We start from the raw sequence: 18,803 nt of genomic DNA, 5'->3' as shown, positions 1-18,803 counted from the left end.
ATATTTGAATATGGATTTCACAGTGCAATATCTTCAGGATGAAAAAGGTAAGCGAACTGCCGTTCAGATACCTATCAAAGAATGGGAAGCTCTACAAAAGAAACTTCGCCATGACAAGGAGTATAGCGAACTAAAGGAGTCGCTGACACAGGCATTTAAAGAAGTTAAGTTGATGCAAGAGGGGAAGCTTCCTAAAAAAACACTTGATGAATTTCTAAATGAGCTATGAAATTCTCACTACCTCACGATTTGATCGTGAGTTCAAGGCACTAGCAAAAAAACATAAGTCTCTTCCTGAGGATATTTTAAAACTCAAAAGGCTACTTATTGATGATCCCAAGCTTGGTGCAGGCCTGGGAAATAACGTTCGTAAGGTCAGGATCAGCATAAAAAGTAAAGGATCAGGTAAAAGCGGAGGCGGACGAGTTATCCTACTTGATAGATAATGATAATGAAATCTACCTATTATCCATTTACGATAAATCTGATAAGGAAACGGTCAGTGATAAAGAAATTAAACAATTGATTAAGGAGATTAACCAATGAACATCATTAAAGAATTCGCACGATACGCTGTGGGTGCCCTTTTCATTTTTTCGGGAGCCATTAAGGTAAACGATCCGGTAGGAACAGCGATTAAGCTTGAGGAATATTTTCAGGTCTTTGCAGCCGACATTGCACCCTTCTTTGAGTGGTTTGTTCCGGCTGCTCTTTTCCTGAGTGTAGTACTAAGCGTGCTCGAGGTAGTGTTGGGGGTTGCGTTAATCATTGGCTATCGAATGAGAATCACTTCATGGATTCTGCTTGCCATGATTGTGTTCTTTACGTTCCTCACCTTCTATTCTGCTTATTTCAACAAAGTAACTGACTGTGGATGTTTTGGTGACGCTATTAAGTTAACCCCTTGGCAATCGTTTTATAAGGACATTATTCTACTTGTTTTGATTGGAATCATTTTCTGGAAAAAGGATAGCTATAAACCGATGCTTAGCCCGGTGTTTAGTGAAGTAAAAGTGATCGGAACCACTGTAGTTTTTACGGGTCTGGCCATCTACGCCATCCTTCACCTTCCTTTTATTGATTTCAGAGCGTACAAGGTGGGCAATCATCTGCCTTCTTTAATGAAGAACTCTGAGCCACTGAAGTACATGTATATCATGGAAAAAGATGGAGAAACGTATCAGTTTGAGACCTACCCTTCTGAGGAAGGCTATGAGTATGTGGAAGCCACATTGATGAACCCAGATGCAGCCGCCAAGATTACGGATTTGAATGTTTGGCAAGGAGATGAAGATTATACCAATGAGCTTCTGTCCGGCACCAAATTGGTGATCATCATTCACCAGGTTGAAAAAACATCGCTTGATAAAATTGATCGAATCAGGAATCTGACATATGAAAACCCTCGATTTGACACCTGGATTCTTACTTCGTCCGGATATGAAAAGTTTGAAGCCTTCCGTCATAAGAATCAATTAGCCGCTCCTTACTTTTTTGCGGATGCTACCGTTTTAAAAACCATGGTGCGATCCAATCCGGGTATTTTATTGCTTAAAGACGGAACTGTGTTGGCTAAGTGGCACTACAACGACACACCGCTAGCAGATGATGTGATTGAAATACTAAATCAGCAGTGAGTCAAAAAATCTTTTTGATAGGGCTGCCGGGTGCAGGTAAAACTACCATGGGATTGGACTTAGCTGTTCACCTGGGGGTTCAGTTCGTAGATCTGGATCAGGATATTGAAAAGGCTAACAAACTAGCAATCAAAGAAATTTTTGAACAGAAAGGGGAAGCTCATTTTCGACAATTAGAAAAACTGCATTTAGAAAAAGTACTGGATGAGCTCGAGGATTTTGTAATGGCCACAGGTGGTGGTACTCCATGCTTTTTTAATAACATGGAAACCATGCAAAATGCAGGCACAATCATTTATGTAAATACCCCAATTGAAGAAATCCATCAACGACTGGAGAAAGACACCACCCGACCATTGATGCAAAGCAATACGCTCGAAAACTTACTGGATAAAAGAAAAGAATGGTATAATCAAGCTGACCATACCATTCAGAAATACAAAGATCTTATTTCGCTTTTCTAAAAATTGAAGCCAAAGCTCACCGAAACAGTGGTATTGTTTATATCAGAAGTAGCTGCCGGCTGATCATTATCAATGAAGTAAGGGACCGCCTGCCGCTGCTGATTGCTGGAAACCACCGCAAAATCTATGAAGTAATCGAATGTTCGGTATCCAAAGCCAAAAGTAATATTCTCCCTGTCCGATAAACCTGAATCTTTCACCGGATCAGGAAAATACGCATAGCCCGCTCTTAGTCTAAAATTATCAAAACGATATTCACCCCCTACGCGCACATTCATCACAGATTCATACGTTTCGTTGATGATATCATTATCTACGGAAGTCGAGAAATCATCAGAATTTAGGTTGGCTCTGCTATAGTCAACAAACTCTAGGTCACCGGATAGGAACCCGCTCTTTCCCACAAACAAAGCAGCTCCAACACCCACTTTTGAAGGTGTTCTCAACCTATATTGGTTAACAAATAAATCGCTTTGATAAGGATTGATATTGGCTAAATCATAGGTCACCTGCTCACCGTCTACTTCTTCTGTATAGGTCGTCCCTGCATCCCAATCTGCCTCCAAATCAATGAAACTCTCCTCATCCAGTGACATGAAGGATGGTGATGTATATGATGCTCCAATTGTAAGGAAAGGTGCCGGTCTGAAGATTGCTCCAGCATTGAAATTTATTCCGGAACCTCTTACACTGATTTCGTCATCAATGAAAATAGCATTCAAAGAATCCAGATCAGAACCTCCTTGCAAAAAATCAAACTCTTCATAAAAACGCTCTTGTCTGTAATTCAAAATCTGCACACCCATTCCGCCACCGAAATAGAAGATATCATCATAATTTCCTCCCCATGCCATGTTTAGTTGGTAATGAGAACCTTGTTCTTTGATTGTCTCCCGTTGTATCGGGTATCCTCCAACAAAGGCACCATATCCATTTTGCGTGGGGGTAATTAAGAACTGATCATAGGCTGCATAACCCAGTTCACTTAAATCATCAACCGGTATATTCCCAGCACCTTGCAAAATGTTGTCAACGATTGAGTTGTAGCCATTCGGCCCCTCATACGTTCGATCGAGATGAAATGTATTGTTTCTGCTCAAAGAGATTGCAAGTGATCCTCCTTTGAATTTATCATCGGTAAAGCGGCCTTTATTAAAATTGATTACCGTACCAATATTGGCGAAGTTGAAATTATTCTTGAAGGTCTCCTCTGAACCATGACGCTCAACTCCATCTGATCTGAAAATTCCATATTCAGTGTTTGCATTTACAAAATCCAATGAAGGGGTGAAAACAAATACACTTTTGTTATAGAATCCTAACCCGGCAGGATTTGAAACCGCTGAGCTAATATCGCCACCAAGTGCTATCTGTGCACCCCCCACAGCCTGCATTCGAGCTGTACTTCCCAATCCATAATTGGCATTGCTGAAGCGTAATGCATCCTCGTAATACTGCGCATTAGATATAACTGAACAACCTATCAGCGAAAACAAGAGTATGGTAAGTTTCTTTTTCATTTATTTTTTGCAATGAATGTTAATTAATTGCCACCTCTTCGTCCTGAGCTTGATCTTCCGGACGAAGACCTTGAACCAGAAGATCTACTGCTCGAAGACCTCCCTCTACTTACAGAGCCTGAGCTCCTGGAACTGGACGATCTACTAGGTGTATAGCTTCTGTTGCTACTTCCCCTGGATGATGCAGGCGGAGTATACGACCTTGAGCGCGTATTGGTGCTTGGTCTGCTGAAGCTACTATTCGTATTAGATCTGCTATTATTTGAGTTATTAAAGATCGAACTTCTTGAGCTAGCTCGTGAATTAATCGTCTCTGCACCTCTTGATGTATTCGAATTATAACGAGTGTTACTTCTTGATCTATTCAAATAGTCTGCCTGCTGCCTATTATAATTCACTTGACGGCTACTCACATTTCCTTCACTGGCTACACCACTTCTTCTACCTGAAGAAGATCTGCTAGATCGGGTTGCAACAGACCCTCGGGAATTCCGAGCTCCCCTCACAACGTTTCTTCCACGGCGATCACTTCCAACTACATAGACAGGTCTGTTGTAAATTCCTCTGTAAGGTGCACACCAGTAAGGATCATAGATTCCACCCCAACCCCAGCCGGCGTTCCATGCCCATCCTGTGTTCCAGCCCCATCTTGGACCCCATGCATTCCAGCCCCACCATGGATCCCAAAATGGATCATACCAAGGGTTACCCCATGCGTTTCCGTATGAAACAGACCAGAAGTTTCCACCCCAGCTATTCCATCCAAAACCTACATTCAATCCTGGTCGGTTCCATCTGTTCCAGGTGTTCCAATTGTCATTGTAATAATTATTGATAATGACAGGCTGCTGTCCATTAGCGTCACTAAAGTTGCCATTGTTATCATAAACGCTTCCATCATTGAAATGAACAGAAGATTGTGGATTGCTGAAGTTTGGATTTTGTTGCTCCTGTTGCTCAGCATTGATGTAATCTTCCTGCGTTTTTTCCGGTTTATAGTAATCCAGAGATTCCTCGCTAACTCCCTCTAGATGAGGATTGGTCTCCTTGAATTGCCGACCCAGAAAGCTGAGATCTTCATCGCTTTGATCGGATTGAAAATCCGAGCCAATATATTCTCTTGATTCATTTGCAGGATCAGTCATAGCAACTTCCACCTGCTTCTTTTTCTTTCGATCTTTTTTAGTGAAGTACAAGTCATCGTACTCCTGACCGAACGCTCCGATCACGGTAAATCCTAAGATGAAAACCAGTGTGTTTTTTAAATAATGTCTCATGACGATCCTCCTTTGTTTAATTTAACGATTCTCAAGGGCTCTCTGTTCTATACCTCCGCTATATTTGCGTCCCTTATAAAATCTTATTTACTAAAGGAGCAAACTCCATACCAAAAAGAAACATTTATTCATGGCTAAAGCTATTCCATCTCGTTCAGAAGATTACTCACTCTGGTATAATGAATTGGTAAAAAAGGCCGGTTTGGCCGAAAATTCACCTGTAAGGGGCTGTATGGTCATCAAACCGTACGGTTTTGCCATCTGGGAAAAGATGCAGCAAACGCTGGATAAAATGTTTAAAGATACCGGGCATGAAAATGCCTATTTCCCCCTATTAATTCCAAAATCCTTCTTAAGCAAAGAGGCAGATCATGTAGAAGGGTTTGCAAAAGAATGTGCAGTAGTCACCCATTACAGACTTAAAAATGATGAAGATGGCAAGGGTGTGATTGTTGATCCGGAAGCGAAATTGGAAGAAGAACTGATCATCCGCCCAACCTCTGAGACCGTAATATGGGACGCTTATAAAAACTGGATACAATCATACAGAGACCTTCCGATTCTCGTGAATCAGTGGGCCAATGTGATGCGATGGGAAATGAGAACCCGATTATTTCTAAGAACTGCCGAATTTCTTTGGCAGGAAGGCCACACAGCACATGCCACTAAGCAGGAAGCCATTGATGAAACCAGACAAATGCTGGATGTTTACGCAACATTCGCTGAAGAATTTATGGCCATGCCGGTAATTAAGGGAGTAAAAACGGAGAGCGAGCGTTTTGCAGGGGCCGTTGATACCTACTGTATCGAAGCGATGATGCAGGATGGTAAAGCACTTCAAGCGGGCACCTCGCACTTCCTGGGACAGAATTTTGCTAAAGCATTCGATGTGAAGTTCGCAACCAAAGAAGGAAAAGAAGAATTGGTGTGGGGAACTTCCTGGGGAGTCAGCACCCGGTTAATGGGCGCATTGATTATGGCTCATTCTGACGATGATGGATTGGTACTTCCTCCAAAATTGGCTCCAATTCAAGTCGTGATTGTCCCAATCTTCTTTAAAGACGAGCAGCTAGCTCAAATAGAAGAAGTGGTCTCCCCGATCGTATCACAACTAAAAGAAAAAGGCATCTCGGTGAAATTTGACACCCGAGACACGCATAAGCCGGGATGGAAGTTTGCGGAGTATGAACTGAAAGGGGTGCCCGTTCGTCTGGCTGTTGGTCCAAAAGATTTAGAAAAAGGTACAGTAGAAATAGCCAGAAGGGATACGAAAGAAAAAGCATTTCACCCTATTGATGGAGTAGTGGATCATGTGACTCACTTATTGGAAGACATTCAGAAAAACATCTACGACAAGGCTAAAAATTTCCGTGAGGAAAATACCAGGGAAGCGAATTCTTACGATGAGTTTAAAGAACTAGTGGAGCAAGGATTTGTCTATGCACACTGGGATGGAACAGCAGAGACAGAAGATAAAGTCAAGGAGGAAACCAAAGCAACCATTCGCTGCATTCCTTTACACCGTGAAATGGAAGAAGGAACGTGTATCTTTACAGGCAAGCCTTCGAAAGGCAAGGTTTTATTTGCTAAAGCATATTAATGGAGTGGTTAATAATTATTGGTCTGATGCTTTTAGGCACGTTTCTAATCGTGGCTGAAATCATTTTTGTGCCGGGTACTACGGTAGTAGGCATACTCGGATTCATTTTTTCTGCATATTGCATCTATTTAGGGTATGACTACTTTGGAGCTACTACAGGTACTCTAATACTCCTTGGAGGCCTGTTCCTGAATGTCATTGCGTTGATTTTTGCATTCAAAGGACGATCATGGGAGCGATTTTCATTGAAAGGCACCATGACCGGCAAATACAACGACGATTATAAATTTGAATTAAATACTGGTGATAAAGGCATGACTGTTTCATCATTGAAACCTGTAGGTAAAGCCATCTTCAACGATCAGGAAATAGAAGTAAGGTCTAATGGTGGATTTATCGGTGAAAATGTAGAAATTGAGGTCTTAAGAATAGAGTCATCAAAAATTTTTGTACAACCTGTAAATAACTAAATATCATGGGTAGCAGCGTTATGCTCATATTACTTATTGTAGGGGGAATTATCCTCTTTTTTATCTTCCTCTACTTTGTTCCGGTCAATCTCTGGATTACAGCTATTTTCTCCGGAGTACGAGTTGGGCTTTTGGAGCTTGTTTTCATGCGAATCAGAAAAGTGCCACCATCAATCGTGGTAAACTCATTAATCACAGCAACTAAAGCAGGTCTGACGATTCAGGAAACAGAAGAAAGTGCCCCACGGCAACTTAAGACACAAGAACTTGAAACTCACTACCTGGCAGGTGGTAATGTGCCTCAGGTTATCAAAGCATTGATTTCTGCCGATAAAGCAAACATCAACCTAACATTTAAGCAGGCTACTGCTATTGACCTTGCCGGAAGAGATGTATTTGAAGCGGTACAAATTTCAGTAAACCCTAAAGTAATCAACACGCCATCTGTAGCAGCTGTAGCGGCGGATGGTATCCAGTTGGTAGCCAAAGCGAGAGTCACTATTCGTGCAAACATCCAGCAATTGGTTGGAGGAGCAGGTGAAGAAACGATCCTTGCAAGGGTAGGTGAAGGTATTGTAACCTCTGTTGGTTCCGCGTCTACTCACAAGGAGGTGTTGGAAAACCCGGATAAAATATCAAAGCTGGTGCTACAAAGAGGGTTGGATGCTGGTACCGCATTTGAAATCCTTTCCATTGATATCGCCGACGTAGATGTAGGAGCAAACATTGGAGCTAAACTGCAAACAGATCAGGCATCTGCTGACTTGAAGGTAGCGGAAGCGAAAGCAGAGGAGCGAAGAGCGATGGCCGTAGCTGAAGAGCAGGAGATGGTAGCTAAGGCACAAGAAGCACGAGCTAAAGTAATTCTAGCTGAGGCAGAAGTTCCTAAAGCGATTGCTGAAGCATTCAGAAGCGGTAACCTCGGAATCATGGACTACTATAAGTTCCAGAATATTGAAGCCGATACCGATATGAGAAGCTCAATTGCAGGATCAGGAAGCAAAAAAGGCGGATCCAAGAAAAAAGACTAGACCATAACTAACCTAGATGAAAGCCTCTTGGATAATATCTGAGGGGCTTTTTATTTATCTATGATTCTGGCTTTTTCGGGATCTCCACGAAGTACAGATTCTTTCTTTATTGATTGTTTTCTACCTTCTCAGGAGTAAACTCACCTTCTAGTTCTATGGCTTGTTTGATATGTGCCAAATGGTGTTTACAGTGCCAATCATAAAGTCCTAACATCCACTCAAGGGTAAACTCACGGTCGTATTCCGGGTGGAAATACGTTCGTTTCCTATGCTCCTCTTTTAAAGAGCTAAGAAGTGTTACCCATCTTTTGTGCAGCCCTTCAAGTATATCAATCGACTCCATAATGTCTTCATTATCGGCATCAGCAGTTTTGGCCCATGCCGCTTCATCGTAGGGTTTGATAGTAGGATTATCCTCTGTAAGTATCAACTTAAATCGAATAAAGCTGTTCATATGGCTATCTGCCAAATGGTGAACGACCTGCTTTACATTCCACCCTCCCGGACGATATTGTAGCTCTAGCTCATCGTAAGATAAGTTGCTCACCATTTTCTTTACTCGCTCAGGCAAGCTTCGAATGGTTTCAATCCACTGATTGAATACTTCTTCGGTGATCTCTGCCGGGGCTTCATACTTCCCAACAGGGTATTTTAAAATATCGATATCCACAAGTAGGTTATTTTTTTCGCTTAAAGATAGGAACAGTACTGCAAGGTTCGCCATACATCAGGCTGCTTACAATGGGAAATAGCTTTGCAGTAATTTGGGTGTATGCATATTCGATGTTCTTCACATTACCACAGCCTTTGATTACCACTTTCTTGTCTGACAGTTCATTTGCAGCCAGGCAGTTTTCAATAGCCTGATCAATCAATGCCTTTTCGATGGCTTCCTCATTTCCAAAAGTTACCACATTGGCAAATTCCTTGATTTTGGTTACGAGCAACATATACGCCCAGGTGGGTACAATGGCATCAGCCGTACAAATAAGGCCGACATTTTTACCCTGATACTCAGACCAGTCGTTTTCTTTCAAAAAGTTTCTAAAATCCTTTTCACGTAAAATGATACCCTCATAAAGGGTGTCTTTTACATCAAATACGGTGTATTCACCCTTGTGTAAAAACTCTTCAAGGTCAATTGATACTAGTGGGCTTTTGGCAACTCTGTTGACTATTTCCTCCATTGTTACAGCAACTGTTTTTTAGGAGTGGTAGTTCGCCATTCTTTCAAATAATTAGGCTCAAAGTAGGCAACATCTTCAAATGTTTCGTTTTGGTATTTCTCAAAAGCCAAACGACCCATATTTTGTGCGTCCGGAAATATGCCATCTATGAAAATCAAATTATCCTGATCGACGATTTCACGAAACTTGGGCATTCCATCTCCAAATAGATAAAGTGGTTTCTCAAACTCCTTAAATGACTGCTCATCCAGAATCTTTGGCTGTAAATCCCATATTTTCTTTCCGTCCTGATCCTCAAGCTGAGTATAGACCTCCATTCGCCTGGCATCCATCATGGGGCACAGTAAGTGATCACCAAGAAATTTTCCCCGAACCGCTTCAGTCATGACATCCAATGAAGGAATAGCTATCAACGATTTTTTAAGTGTGTAGCAGATGCCTTTGGCTGTAGATACCCCGATTCTAAGTCCGGTGTAAGATCCGGGCCCTGCGGATACCGCAACAGCATCCAGGTCATTGAACGTGACATCCGCTTCTTTGCAAACCTCCAACCCTATGCCCGGAAGGAGCGAAGAATGAGATTTTTCTACCTGATGTGACTGGGTAGCCAGGAGTTCCCCACTTCTATGCAAAGCAACAGAGCAGACTTTAGTGGAAGTCTCTATGCTGAGTATGAGCGCCAAGTTAGTTAGGGTTTAAAATTGCCCGATATTTAGCGGTATCATTAAGCACCGTAATAGCCGCCTGAATATCCGGATCTTTCCCGAAAGTTGATTCTATGATTCCTCGTTCATAGAAATAGCGACCGGCAATTTCCTGCTCTAAGAGCATAACGATTTCTTCTTTGAAGGTTTCAAGATCCCGCTCTTTATTATGCTGAGTAGCTTTTTCAAGGCTATCAAAATAGCTCTTAAGCACTGTATATTTCTTTTCTTCCTTAGCTATTTCAATGAGATCTTTTGTTTCCTGCTCCACTCGTGTCACATAGTCAAAGTCCCGGCCTGACAGCCATTTTTTGAAAGCTTCATAATCTGCATCTGATAAACGTAAATCATCCGGTGATTCAGGATTCAAATCTTCATTCGCGTAATAGTATTCGGTGGCGTAATAAAAAAGGTGATCGTTTTTGAGTAGGCTTTTAGTAATCGGGGCAAACTCCAGTTTTTCTACTTCTACATCCGGATCGATTCCACCTCCGTCATACACCTTTCGACCATTGAGTGTGTAAAATTCATTTTTCAATGAATCCGGAATTTTTCCAACACTTCCATCTTCATTTCTATTGCTGTAATCGATCGCCTGAATGCATCTTCCGGTCGGTGTGTAGTATTTAGCTGTTGTGATCTTGACAACTGCATCGTAGGAAAGCGGTCGCTCTATTTGCACCAGACCTTTTCCAAAGGTCTTTCGACCAATAAGTACTCCTCTGTCATAATCCTGCATCACGCCTGAGACGATTTCAGATGCAGATGCACTTCCATTATCCGTCAATACAACCACTGGAATGTTGGAATCAACCGGATCATTCAGCGTATTGTATGTCCAGTCATTGGCCCGAACCTTTCCTTTTTGCGTCACAATCTTCCTTCCTTTCTCTATGAAAACATTGGAAACATTGACCGCTTCATGAAGCAGTCCTCCGGGGTTACCTCTAAGATCCAAAATAATTTTATCAGCACCCTCTTCCATTAGATCAAGTACCTTGATTCCGATGGATCTCCCCACATTTTGTGTGAAGCTTGTTAGCCTTACATAACCAATATCATCAGTAACCATTCCGGCATATGGCACACTGTCTACAGCAATTTTTTCTCGCTTTACATTCACATCAAACAACTCATCTTGCCCGAATCGCTTGATAGTCAATGTGATTTCAGAGTTGGATTGTCCTTTCATTAGGAACCTCACCTCTTCCTGAGATTTACCTTCCAGCGGTATACCGTTGATGGCATGGATTTCGTCTCCTGCTTTTAGTCCTGCTTCATGAGCTGCGAATCCTTCATACGGCATAACGATGGTACTCACACCATCTTTTCGCTCTACCACTGCTCCAATGCCTGAATACTCGCCGGTAGTCATCATGCGGTATGCTTCAATGTCGTCTGCCGCTATGTAGTTTGTATAGGGATCCAGAGTTTCCAGCATATTATCTATGCCGGCCTTCATCAAAGTAGTTGGATTGATTTCATCAACATAGTGCGAATTCACTTCTTTGAACAGGGTAGCGAAAATGTCGAGGTTTTTCAGGATCTCAAAGTATCGATCGGTGGGGGGCTTTACTGCCGCTACCGTTACTAAAAGAATGATAATGGAAGGAAGGATTATTCTAGCTTTTCTACTCATATTCAATCTGTGTTGATAGTACCCAAACGTTCCAGACACTTAATTAGTTGAGCCTGAATGTCATGAAAGGTCAAAATCTGCTTTGAAAGATAAATGAATCCTATGTAAAGGCTCGATTCATTGGTACTTGAATCGATTAAACCTTTATTTAATCGATAAGCTTCCCGAATTCTTCTTTTCAGGAGATTCCGATCTACGGCTCTTTTAAAATTTCGTTTTGGTACGGAAACAAGGATTTGGTGAGGGCCGGGAATGCCGGACGGCAAATGACGAACCTGGAAGGCCCCCAAATAAAAAGAGGAACCTTTTTTGAATAGTCCCTCAATTTTTTTCTTACCTGTTAGCTTTTCCTGTTTGGAAAAACTGTATTTGGAAAGGCCCATAGGCCGGTTATTTACTTCTTGTGGATTTCGTCAGAAACTGTCAGTCTCTTACGACCTTTAGCTCTTCTTCGTGCGATCACAGATTGCCCATTTACGCTCTCCATTCTCTTTCTGAATCCGTGCTTGTTTTTCTTCTTTCTTACTGAAGGTTGAAATGTTCTTTTCATGTGTAATGCTATTTTTCAACTGTCACATGGAATTCGACCCCAGGGGTCTCATTTCATGACTTTGTTGCTTCTCCCTTAAAAACGGAGGGCAAAGATAGATAAATCCTTGCCCTCTGTGCAAATTATTAGAAAATTAAATGTAGAAACTATTCTACTTTGAAATCTTCTTTAGAAACGTCTTTATTGACAATCACATCTGTGACTTTAATATCCATCTTCATTTGGGCGTTCATAGGCTGTTTAATAGAAGTTGGGAAAAGTACACCACCGTATTCTTTGTAGTCACCAAAATCAGTTGAGAGAGTCATGGATCCTTGTGGACCCTCCAAAACATTGGATGTTTTAATTAAAAGATTAGACTCTGAGTCATAATACCGGGTAGATTTTTTACCAGAGGGCATAGTTACCTCAATTCCGTAAGCCTCACTTCCATTTACATTTTCAACTGAAGTCAGTTTAAGACCCACATTTTTGTCTAGATATGACAATTCTTCAACTACCGCTGAATTTATCGCCATATCTTTTGCGTCTTCACCTTCGAATTTTTGGGTACCCTGCATACCACTACTCACACCTTTTTCTCCGTCAAACACTTGCTTTTGGACAATATTTCCTCCCAATTTCACTTCTTGACGCGACATGTTTGGAGACATCTTAGCAGACTCTATCTCTATAGATTGTCCCATTACAGAAGCTTCCATCTTCATTTTAACAGAACTAAGGGAATTAATTGCCTCTCTACCACCAATTGCTTTGATATAGTTCTGGATTACTGTTTCTGCAGTTAAACCGTCAGGCAGTTTGGAAAGTGATGGATCTACTTCATTACCGTAGGTATCGTAATAAGTAAGCTCACCGAATTGCTTCAGATTCTCTGCTACCTCGCTCGCCTTACCAACCACGTTGATGTAAGCGTTTTCCGGCTTTAAGTACTTCTGTGCAGTTGCTTTCACGTCCTCAATAGTCACAGCCTGTACCTTTTGAAGATAGGTGTTGTAGTAATCTTCCGGCAGGTTGTAAATCGCAGTATTCAAAGCAAAGTTTGCCACTGTTTGAGGTCTTTCCAGTGATTGAGAAAAGCTTCCGGAAATGGAGTTCTTCGCTAGCTCAAGTTCCTCTTCAGTGACCTCTCCGTTTTTCATTTGATCCATTTCGTAGATCATCTGAACGATGGCACTGTCAGTCACTTCGTTTCTCACATCTGCATTTGCATTGAACCTGGATACTAATTCATTTGATGATAGATTGGATCTACTACCATACGTGTATCCTTTGTCTTCTCGAAGATTCATGTTAAGCTTTCCTGAGAATGAACCACCTAAAATTTGATTCATCACACGCACTTTGATTTCATCATCCGATCCGACAGGTAATTCAACAGGATAAGTGATGTTGATGACAGACTGTACAGAACTAGGTCTGTTTACTATCCCAACTTTTACCTTTTCCGGAGCTTCTGGTGTATCGTACGTCGGTGTAGGTACTTCACCAGCTTCCCAGCTTCCAAAGTAGGTTTTCACCATCTTTTTCATTGCTTTCGGATCTACATCACCTACAATCGCCAGATATGAAATATTTGGCTTGAAATAGGTGTTGTGGTATGCTTCTAAATCTTCTACTGAGATGTTATTGGTGGTTTCTTCCGTTTGGATTTCACCATATGGGTGATCTTTACCATACACCAATGCTTGATTTAGGTTACCAGCAATAGCTCCCGGATCATCCTTAGCTTGTGCCAATCCTGAAAGTGTTTGCTTTCTGATTTTCTCAAGCTCTTCTTCAGGGAAAGTAGGGTTGAAAGCTACATCTGTCATCAACTCCATGATTTTCTCCTGGTACTTAGAAAGACCTGAAGCGAATACATTTGTAGAACCTGTAAAAACAGATGCTCCAATGAAGTCTATCTCTTCATCCAACTGCTCTTTGGTTCTGGTCTCAGTACCGCGCATCATCATCTGACCGGCCATACTTAAGTATCCTACTTTATCACCTTCAAGAAGTGGCTCTCTATCCACTAGTAAGTTGTAGCTCACTCGTGGCAACTTATGGTTTTCAATGATGAATACCTTAAGTCCATTTTTCAATTCGAATGTTTCGTAATCTCCAATATTAATTGGTCTTGGAGTAGCCGGTTCCGGCAATTTGCTCCGATCCACCTGTGCAAAAGCACTTACCATTGCGATGGTCAGAACAAGAGTTAGTATATTTCTTAAGTTCATAATTTCTTGCTTTTATTCGGTTTATTGATCGTCTAGTTTTTCATCCTCAGGCTTTTGCTGCGCTGATTTTGGCAGATAATAAAGGGTCACTCTGTTATCTGGAGTCAGATACTTTTTAGCAACTCGCTGTATATCCTCTTTCGTCACAGACATGTATCGCTCAATCTCACTATTGATCAAATCGGCATCTCCATAATACACATGGTAATCCGCCAGGCTCTCTGCAATTCCTCTCACAGTACTGTTTGAGCTCACAAAATCGTTTTCAATTTGATTTTGAAGCTTTTGGAATTCTCGATCACTGATTGGTTCTGTTTTCACTCGCTCGATTTCAGCAATCATAGCCTCTTCCAATTCCTCCGGTGTTTTGCCAACATTAACTAGGCCTAGTGAAACGAATAGTCCACCGTCTTCCAATGCAAATGGGAATGAGCCCACAAATGCAGCGATCTCTTTGTTGTCAACAATTTCTTTCTGAAATCTTGAGCTTTGACCACCTGAAAGCAACGTGGTTAACATTTGCATCGCATAGTAATCTTCTGATCCTTGCTCTGCCATTCGATAAGCCTGGAATACACCCGGAAGCTGTACATTATCAAATACTTCTTCTCTAACTTCTCCACCCAAATCCGGAGCTTCGATTTCAGGACGAGGAATTTCTTTAGTGCCTCGTGGGATTTCAGCAAAGTACTTTTCAACTAGCTTTTTTGTTTCTTCAATCTGGATATCTCCGGCTATTGAAAGTGTCGCATTATTTGGTACATAAAATGTCTCAAAGAAGTCTTTGAAGTCTTCTTCAGTAGCATTATCTATATCCTCAAACGATCCGATTGGCGTCCATGAATACGGAGTTCCTTCATATGCCTTTCCGAAGATTTTTGACTGGAAAGACATGTAAGGCTGGTTATCAATTCGCGTTCTTTTTTCCTCTTTCACAACTTCCTTTTGAGTTGCTACACCAGTAGAGTCAATTTTTGCATGAAGCATTCTTTCAGACTCCATATACAAGCCAAGTTCCAGCTGATGGGAAGGAAGTGTCTCGTAATAGAAGGTTCGATCAAAAGAGGTGTTTGCATTCAGCTGACCTCCTGCGTTTTGAATAATCTTGAAGAATGATCCTCTTTCAATATTCGGAGATCCTTCAAACATCAAATGCTCAAAAAAGTGAGCAAAACCTGTTCTACCATCCGGTTCGTTTTTGGAACCTACGTGATACAGAACAGATACGTTAACAATCGGTGTGGAATTGTCCTGATGTAGGATTACATGCAATCCATTGTCCAGGTCATACTCCACAAAATCGATTCGCTTTTCCTGAGCCATTGCCCCGAAAAGTGCGAATGTCAAAATTAAGATTAGGGTATTTCGCATATTTAATTGGGTTTTACAAAAATGATTCAATTTAAATTTTCTATTTAATTCTGTCAAGCACCTCATTTACATGATTTTTGCTCAATCGAGGGCCATATTTACTAACAACTGCTGAACTTGCTGCACTTGCCAGCTTGCCGGCTTCAGCATGCGTCTGGCCATTTGTAATGCCATATAAAAAAGCACCTGCAAACATGTCACCGGCACCTGTTGCATCCACAGCTTTTGTAGGGAACGGTGATATTTCATGGTAATCTGTGCCGTCAAATACCAGCGCTCCATCTTTTCCTTTTGTAATCACAAATTCCTTGGCCACTTTACGAATAGCTTCTTTAGCTGCATCCATTCCTTCTACACCTGCAAAAAGCTCTGCCTCGTGAATGTTGCAGAATAGCAGATCAACTCCATCACCCACAATCTCTTTCATTTGATCGCCAAAGTATTTGACCATTGACGGGTCTGAAAAAGTAAGACTTACTTTAACATTATTTTCCTGAGCGATTTTTTTTGCTTTTTTCATCGCTTCCAACCCTGTTGGAGAGGAAACCAAAAATCCTTCCATAAATAAATAGTTGGAATTTTTTATTGCTTCCTCGCTAAGCTCATTGGCTGAAAAATCAGTGGTGATTCCAAGATACGTATTCATGGTGCGCTCGGCATCAGGCGTTATCATCACCAGGCACTTGCCTGTAGTGCCCTTATATAGGTTGTCAGGATCAAGGTTGGTGTCGATTCCAGCCTGAATCAAATCGTTGACATAAAGCATGCCATCAGAATCATTGGCCACCTTACACGTGTAAAATCCTTTTCCCCCAAATTCTGCCAGGCCAAAAATGGTGTTAGCCGCTGATCCTCCTCCTTGTTTCTTTTTTACTTTTCCTTCCACACCTTCCAGTAATTCAGATTGTCTATCCTCCTCTACCAGTGTCATCAATCCTTTTTCTACATTATTTGCTGTAAAAAATTGATCTTCTACTTCGATTTCATAATCAACCAGCGCATTACCAATAGCGCATACATCGTATTTTTTATTCATCATTATTGGTTATTCTCAAAGCTCGATCCGGATAATCGGTAATAATTCCATCAACTCCCCATGCTATCAATTGTTCCACTTTAGTCGGCTCATTTACTGTCCATGGAACTACTTTCATCCCCGCATCTTGTATTTCTTTTACTACAGCACGCGAAAGTAATGGATAATATGGTGAATAAACCTCCGGATTGAATCCTAATGAATCAACATTGACTGCCCAGTCAAGTTCATTTTCTATCAGCAATACAAGTTTGATGTCCGGATACTTTTGATTGAAGTATTGGAGAATTCGAAAGTCAAATGATTGAATTGTTACGCGATTCAATATATCCTGCTCTTTGAGTAATCCATAAACCAGATCTGAAAAATTTTCGGGGTACGGATGAAATTCTCCCTCTGTTTTTCGTTTTGATTTAAGCTCAATATTGTATTGGATGGGGTTTAATTGATTTGTTTGAGTGAACGATTCTACCGTATCTATTACGTTTTTTAAGAGTGGTTTATAAACAGCTATTTTTTTCTGTTCAGGGTATTTTTCATTTCCGGATGATCCACAATCAAATGCTCTGATTTCACTATAATTAAGTTTGTACAAGTTAATGACAGAGTCTTCCGGAAGTTTATTTCCTTCGCTATCAAGACAGAAGATCGGAGAAAAATATGGCTCATGACTCACTACAACCCGATCATCTTTAGATATTACGACATCCATTTCCAGAGTAGTAACCCCTAATTCTGTTGCCAGAATAAATGCGGGAATGCTATTCTCAGGAGCCAGACCCCTTGCACCCCGATGGCCCTGGATATCTATTGAGCGAACTTCTTGATCTTGTGGAGCACAGCCAAAAATGAGCATAATGAATAAAGACCAGATTCTCATGACAGAAATTTAATTCGTGTAAAAATGTAATGGAGCGATTCCTCATTTATCACCAATCGGTAGAAATCAGAATCCCCCAATTGCTCCGGTTGATAACCTCCTTTCTTTAGGTATTTTTTACTGATGTTTTTATCAAACCAATGAACCAGCCGTATTTTATCATCTTCTATTTCTATACAGGTCATGCCTCGCTTGCCTACTACACATCCTGAATTAAAGAGACATGGTATGTGGAAAAGCGTGTTGTAGACATAGTTTTGGAAACTATGATCCTTATTTTCCTTATAGTATTTCCTAAGTTCCTTTTTGTGGGATTTTATCTCGGATTTGATTTCATCTAATTCATCCTTGTCTGCAGTAGCGTAATCCCTACATAGTTGCTCTATTTTGTACCTTAATCGCTCTACTTTATGAAGAGACTCAAACAATGGCCGATGGGTATGGCCGATGATTGATACCACTTTATTGAAGGAAGAAAAACCATACACTCGCTTTTCAATTTTGTACTGTTTTTTACTGCTGTGCGAAACAGAGTAGCTCTTAATCCCGAGTGGATTAGCGAAATACTTAAGTGTAAAGCCAATTAACTCATTATGCTCCTGATACTTTTTGCTGGCTTGATGACCGTGGAAAACAAATAGATTTTCTTTTCCAAAGCTAAGTCTGAGTGATTCATACAACTTGTAATCAAACGGAAGCTCTTTCATCAGTTGCAGTTCCAGATCATGGTTTCCTATGGTCTTGAACAGAGCGCTTTTAGCATTAAACTGATCAAAAAGATCATAAACCTGCCTCCACTTGTTTACTATTTTTTTTACCTGAAATCGCTGAAGCTCTTCTACATCTCCATTTAATATGAGTGCATGATCTTTTTTCAAATAGTACTTTTCAAGGGCTGAAATAAAAAGCCCTGAATTTTGTTTAAAGTCGTCGGTTGAGCCACCATCACCCATGTGCAGGTCAGAAAAGATGACCCACCTCTTTTGCGAGTGAATATCAAAAGACGGACTTTGCTCAAAGAGTTTATCTAGCTTTCTATATAGTGCTTTGGTACTGACCTGATTCTTCTTAGACATCTACAATTTGACTACAATCCAAACTGCCAAGTTAGAGATAATGAAGGCAAAAGAGGCTTTTAAATTGATCGGAGGATAGAAAGTTAACATTCCGATAAAATGAATCTTTAAATACATGTTGTTTTCGGTCTTTGTATTTTTC

Annotated in this window: 20 protein-coding genes; 7 read left to right on the top strand and 13 right to left on the bottom strand. The window is 41.0% G+C overall.

What is annotated here, in order from left to right; all coding sequences use genetic code 11:
* The first annotated feature begins 10 nt into the window (after nt 1–10).
* The 4 genes from ACQK2H_RS03915 (at nt 11) to ACQK2H_RS03900 (ending at nt 2,101) form a co-directional block, all read left to right on the top strand.
* A complete protein-coding gene (locus ACQK2H_RS03915) occupies nt 11–229 on the top strand; it encodes a hypothetical protein (RefSeq protein ID WP_425390165.1) in 219 nt (72 codons plus the stop codon).
* A complete protein-coding gene (locus tag ACQK2H_RS03910; protein WP_425390164.1) occupies nt 219–446 on the top strand; it encodes a hypothetical protein in 228 nt (75 codons plus the stop codon). Before ACQK2H_RS03915 ends, ACQK2H_RS03910 begins: the two co-directional genes overlap by 11 nt.
* Nucleotides 447–542: 96 nt before the next feature.
* Nucleotides 543–1,637: a BT_3928 family protein gene (locus ACQK2H_RS03905; protein WP_425390163.1), complete on the top strand. Its 1,095-nt coding sequence runs from the start codon at nt 543–545 to the stop codon at nt 1,635–1,637.
* Nucleotides 1,634–2,101: a shikimate kinase gene (locus ACQK2H_RS03900; protein ID WP_425390162.1), complete on the top strand. Its 468-nt coding sequence runs from the start codon at nt 1,634–1,636 to the stop codon at nt 2,099–2,101. Before ACQK2H_RS03905 ends, ACQK2H_RS03900 begins: the two co-directional genes overlap by 4 nt.
* Here the strand turns inward: ACQK2H_RS03900 and ACQK2H_RS03895 are convergent.
* Nucleotides 2,098–3,621 carry an OmpP1/FadL family transporter gene (locus ACQK2H_RS03895; protein ID WP_425390161.1) on the bottom strand — a complete coding sequence of 508 codons (1,524 nt, stop codon included), beginning with the start codon at nt 3,619–3,621 and terminating at the stop codon, nt 2,098–2,100. The two genes, ACQK2H_RS03900 and ACQK2H_RS03895, sit on opposite strands and share 4 nt — an antisense overlap.
* A gap of 23 nt (nt 3,622–3,644) precedes the next feature.
* Nucleotides 3,645–4,898 (bottom strand): hypothetical protein, encoded by a 1,254-nt coding sequence (locus ACQK2H_RS03890; protein ID WP_425390160.1) that lies wholly within the window; start codon nt 4,896–4,898, stop codon nt 3,645–3,647.
* A 130-nt stretch (nt 4,899–5,028) separates the two neighbouring features.
* Here ACQK2H_RS03890 and proS point away from each other — a divergent pair, with 130 nt between their 5' ends.
* The 3 genes from proS to floA are packed head-to-tail and all read left to right on the top strand — an operon-like array spanning nt 5,029 to nt 7,999.
* Nucleotides 5,029–6,498 carry a proline--tRNA ligase gene (gene proS / locus ACQK2H_RS03885; RefSeq protein ID WP_425390159.1) on the top strand — a complete coding sequence of 490 codons (1,470 nt, stop codon included), beginning with the start codon at nt 5,029–5,031 and terminating at the stop codon, nt 6,496–6,498.
* Complete coding sequence (locus ACQK2H_RS03880) at nt 6,498–6,968, top strand: NfeD family protein (RefSeq protein ID WP_425390158.1); 471 nt, start codon at nt 6,498–6,500, stop codon at nt 6,966–6,968. The genes proS and ACQK2H_RS03880 overlap by 1 nt, the downstream gene beginning before the upstream one ends.
* A gap of 5 nt (nt 6,969–6,973) precedes the next feature.
* Complete coding sequence (floA, locus tag ACQK2H_RS03875) at nt 6,974–7,999, top strand: flotillin-like protein FloA (RefSeq protein WP_425390157.1); 1,026 nt, start codon at nt 6,974–6,976, stop codon at nt 7,997–7,999.
* A gap of 106 nt (nt 8,000–8,105) precedes the next feature.
* On the opposite strand, the gene ACQK2H_RS03870 is transcribed toward floA, so the two are convergent.
* The 11 genes from ACQK2H_RS03870 to ACQK2H_RS03820 form a co-directional block, all read right to left on the bottom strand.
* Nucleotides 8,106–8,723 (bottom strand): YfiT family bacillithiol transferase, encoded by a 618-nt coding sequence (locus ACQK2H_RS03870; RefSeq protein WP_425390156.1) that lies wholly within the window; start codon nt 8,721–8,723, stop codon nt 8,106–8,108.
* Nucleotides 8,677–9,186 (bottom strand): DUF2480 family protein, encoded by a 510-nt coding sequence (locus ACQK2H_RS03865; protein ID WP_425390155.1) that lies wholly within the window; start codon nt 9,184–9,186, stop codon nt 8,677–8,679. Before ACQK2H_RS03865 ends, ACQK2H_RS03870 begins: the two co-directional genes overlap by 47 nt.
* 2 nt (nt 9,187–9,188) lie before the next feature.
* Nucleotides 9,189–9,869: a tRNA (adenosine(37)-N6)-threonylcarbamoyltransferase complex dimerization subunit type 1 TsaB gene (tsaB, locus tag ACQK2H_RS03860; protein ID WP_425390154.1), complete on the bottom strand. Its 681-nt coding sequence runs from the start codon at nt 9,867–9,869 to the stop codon at nt 9,189–9,191.
* Nucleotide 9,870: 1 nt separating this feature from the next.
* Nucleotides 9,871–11,529 carry a S41 family peptidase gene (locus ACQK2H_RS03855; RefSeq protein ID WP_425390153.1) on the bottom strand — a complete coding sequence of 553 codons (1,659 nt, stop codon included), beginning with the start codon at nt 11,527–11,529 and terminating at the stop codon, nt 9,871–9,873.
* Between the two features lie 2 nt (nt 11,530–11,531).
* On the bottom strand, nt 11,532–11,912 hold the full coding sequence (locus ACQK2H_RS03850) for a ribonuclease P protein component (protein WP_425390152.1): 381 nt from the start codon (nt 11,910–11,912) through the stop codon (nt 11,532–11,534).
* Between the two features lie 11 nt (nt 11,913–11,923).
* Nucleotides 11,924–12,079 (bottom strand): 50S ribosomal protein L34, encoded by a 156-nt coding sequence (gene rpmH / locus ACQK2H_RS03845; protein ID WP_348279338.1) that lies wholly within the window; start codon nt 12,077–12,079, stop codon nt 11,924–11,926.
* Between the two features lie 146 nt (nt 12,080–12,225).
* The gene (locus ACQK2H_RS03840; RefSeq protein WP_425390151.1) at nt 12,226–14,298 is read right to left on the bottom strand and encodes a M16 family metallopeptidase; all 2,073 of its coding nucleotides are present in this window, start codon (nt 14,296–14,298) and stop codon (nt 12,226–12,228) included.
* A 21-nt stretch (nt 14,299–14,319) separates the two neighbouring features.
* Nucleotides 14,320–15,669, bottom strand: coding sequence for a M16 family metallopeptidase (locus ACQK2H_RS03835; RefSeq protein ID WP_425390150.1), 1,350 nt, complete (start codon nt 15,667–15,669; stop codon nt 14,320–14,322).
* Between the two features lie 40 nt (nt 15,670–15,709).
* Nucleotides 15,710–16,705, bottom strand: coding sequence for an adenosine kinase (locus ACQK2H_RS03830; RefSeq protein ID WP_425390149.1), 996 nt, complete (start codon nt 16,703–16,705; stop codon nt 15,710–15,712).
* Nucleotides 16,698–17,585: a glycerophosphodiester phosphodiesterase family protein gene (locus ACQK2H_RS03825; protein ID WP_425390148.1), complete on the bottom strand. Its 888-nt coding sequence runs from the start codon at nt 17,583–17,585 to the stop codon at nt 16,698–16,700. The genes ACQK2H_RS03830 and ACQK2H_RS03825 overlap by 8 nt, the downstream gene beginning before the upstream one ends.
* On the bottom strand, nt 17,582–18,661 hold the full coding sequence (locus tag ACQK2H_RS03820) for a hypothetical protein (protein ID WP_425390147.1): 1,080 nt from the start codon (nt 18,659–18,661) through the stop codon (nt 17,582–17,584). Before ACQK2H_RS03820 ends, ACQK2H_RS03825 begins: the two co-directional genes overlap by 4 nt.
* Nucleotides 18,662–18,803: the final 142 nt, after the last annotated feature.

The sequence above is a fragment of the Ekhidna sp. genome, assembly GCF_965228795.1.
Taxonomy (GTDB): domain Bacteria; phylum Bacteroidota; class Bacteroidia; order Cytophagales; family Cyclobacteriaceae; genus Ekhidna.
Note: the sequence above shows the minus strand (reverse complement) of the source record. Positions and strands in the feature narration are given on the sequence as shown.